Source organism: Pseudoalteromonas sp. SR45-6 (assembly GCF_014163545.1).
In the GTDB taxonomy this organism is placed as follows: Bacteria; Pseudomonadota; Gammaproteobacteria; order Enterobacterales; family Alteromonadaceae; genus Pseudoalteromonas; species Pseudoalteromonas rhizosphaerae.
The window spans coordinates 1613-4679 of sequence record NZ_JACJDM010000106.1 but is presented as its reverse complement, the minus strand read 5'-3'; the positions used below and the strand labels follow the sequence as shown (position 1 = coordinate 4679).

Sequence of the window (3067 nt, the reverse complement as noted above, 5' to 3'; positions counted from 1 at the left end):
AAATTTGGAATTCTGATAATAAAGTTTTCAGTAAATCTACTTTAGTCTATTAACTTCTTGCGCTATCAACTATCACATAAAACGCGTTTGGCGTTGTATGGTTAAGCCTCACGGGTAATTAGTACAAGTTAGCTTAACATATCACTATGCTTCCACATCTTGCCTATCAACGTTGTAGTCTTCAACGGCCCTTCAGAGAGCTTATAGCTCTAGTGAGAACTCATCTCGAGGCCTGCTTCGCGCTTAGATGCTTTCAGCGCTTATCAGTTCCGAACGTAGCTACCGGGCAATGCCATTGGCATGACAACCCGAACACCAGCGGTTCGTTCACTCCGGTCCTCTCGTACTAGGAGCAACCCCTCTCAATTCTCAAACGCCCACGGCAGATAGGGACCGAACTGTCTCACGACGTTCTAAACCCAGCTCGCGTACCACTTTAAATGGCGAACAGCCATACCCTTGGGACCGACTTCAGCCCCAGGATGTGATGAGCCGACATCGAGGTGCCAAACACCGCCGTCGATATGAACTCTTGGGCGGTATCAGCCTGTTATCCCCGGAGTACCTTTTATCCGTTGAGCGATGGCCCTTCCATTCAGAACCACCGGATCACTATGACCTACTTTCGTACCTGCTCGACGTGTCTGTCTCGCAGTTAAGCTGGCTTCTACCATTACACTAACCGTACGATGTCCGACCGTACTTAGCCAACCTTCGTGCTCCTCCGTTACTCTTTGGGAGGAGACCGCCCCAGTCAAACTACCCACCAGGCACTGTCCGTAACCCCGATTCAGGGGCCAACGTTAGAACATCAAAACTACAAGGGTGGTATTTCAAGGACGACTCCAACAAAACTAGCGTCTCATCTTCTAAGTCTCCCACCTATCCTACACATGTAGGTTCAATGTTCAGTGCCAAGCTGTAGTAAAGGTTCACGGGGTCTTTCCGTCTAGCCGCGGGTACACAGCATCTTCACTGCGATTTCAATTTCACTGAGTCTCGGGTGGAGACAGCGTGGCCATGGTTACACCATTCGTGCAGGTCGGAACTTACCCGACAAGGAATTTCGCTACCTTAGGACCGTTATAGTTACGGCCGCCGTTTACCGGGGCTTCGATCAAGAGCTTCTCCGAAGATAACCCCATCAATTAACCTTCCGGCACCGGGCAGGTGTCACACCGTATACGTCATCTTGCGATTTTGCACAGTGCTGTGTTTTTAATAAACAGTCCCAGCCACCTGGTCACTGCGGCTCCAATCAGCTTAGAGAGCAAGTCTCATCACCAATCGGAGCGTACCTTCTCCCGAAGTTACGGTACGATTTTGCCTAGTTCCTTCACCCGAGTTCTCTCAAGCGCCTTAGTATTCTCTACCTGACCACCTGTGTCGGTTTGGGGTACGATTCGGTATAATCTGAAGCTTAGAGGCTTTTCCTGGAAGTATGGCATCAGCAACTTCATCACCTTAGTGACTCGTCTCGTGTCTCAGCCTAACAGCAACCCGGATTTACCTAAGTCGCTAGCCTACTCACTTTCACATGGACTACCAACGCCATGCTTGCTTAGCCTGCTCCGTCCCCCCATCGCAATTATACCAAGTACGGAAATATTAATCCGTTTCCCATCGACTACGCCTTTCGGCCTCGCCTTAGGGGTCGACTTACCCTACCCTGATTAACATGGGATAGGAACCCTTGGTCTTCCGGCGTGCGGGTTTTTCACCCGCATTATCGTTACTCATGTCAGCATTCGCACTTCTGATACGTCCAGCATACCTCCCGGTACACCTTCAACCGCTTACAGAACGCTCCCCTACCACTCAGAATAAATTCTGAATCCGCAGCTTCGGTGCATAGTTTAGCCCCGTTACATCTTCCGCGCAGACCGACTCGACCAGTGAGCTATTACGCTTTCTTTAAAGGATGGCTGCTTCTAAGCCAACCTCCTGGCTGTCTGGGCCTTTCCACATCGTTTCCCACTTAACTATGACTTTGGGACCTTAGCTGGCGGTCTGGGTTGTTTCCCTCTTCACGACGGACGTTAGCACCCGCCGTGTGTCTCCCGGATATTACTTTACGGTATTCGGAGTTTGCAAAGGGTTGGTAAGTCGGGATGACCCCCTAGCCTTAACAGTGCTCTACCCCCGTAAGTATTCGTCCGAGGCTCTACCTAAATAGATTTCGGGGAGAACCAGCTATCTCCCGGTTTGATTAGCCTTTCACTCCTAGCCACAGGTCATCCCCTAACTTTTCAACGTTAGTGGGTTCGGTCCTCCAGTTGATGTTACTCAACCTTCAACCTGCCCATGGCTAGATCACCGGGTTTCGGGTCTATACCTTGCAACTATTCGCCCAGTTAAGACTCGGTTTCCCTACGGCTACCCTATTCGGTTAACCTCGCTACAAAATATAAGTCGCTGACCCATTATACAAAAGGTACGCAGTCACCCAACAAGTGGGCTCCTACTGCTTGTACGTACACGGTTTCAGGTTCTATTTCACTCCCCTCACAGGGGTTCTTTTCGCCTTTCCCTCACGGTACTGGTTCACTATCGGTCAGTTGGGAGTATTTAGCCTTAGATGATGGTCCACCTATATTCAGTCAAAGTTTCACGTGCTCCGACCTACTCGATTTCACTTAAAAGGGATTTTCATGTACGGGACTATCACCCTGTATCGTGGCACTTTCCAGAGCCTTCCATTAACACCAATTAAGCTTAAGGGCTGTTCCGATTTCGCTCGCCGCTACTTTCGGAATCTCGGTTGATTTCTTTTCCTACGGGTACTTAGATGTTTCAGTTCTCCGCGTTCGCCTCGTTAACCTATGTATTCAGTTAACGATACCTGCAAGCAGGTGGGTTTCCCCATTCGGAAATCCTAGTCTCAAGTGCTTTTTACTAGCTTGACTAGGCTTATCGCAAGTTAATACGTCCTTCATCGCCTCCAACTGCCAAGGCATCCACCGTGTACGCTTAGTCACTTAACCATACAACCCAAACGGGTCTTTGTTTTGTGACAGTTTAACTTCGCCAGAAGTTAATATTGAATACTAAAGTAGATACCAATCAA

The 3067-nt window shown here is 49.2% G+C and carries 1 rRNA gene; it reads right to left on the bottom strand.

The window, feature by feature from the left end:
* Positions 1 to 97: 97 nt before the first annotated feature.
* Positions 98 to 2984, bottom strand: a 23S ribosomal RNA gene (locus H5158_RS22110).
* Between the last annotated feature and the right edge of the window lie 83 nt (positions 2985 to 3067).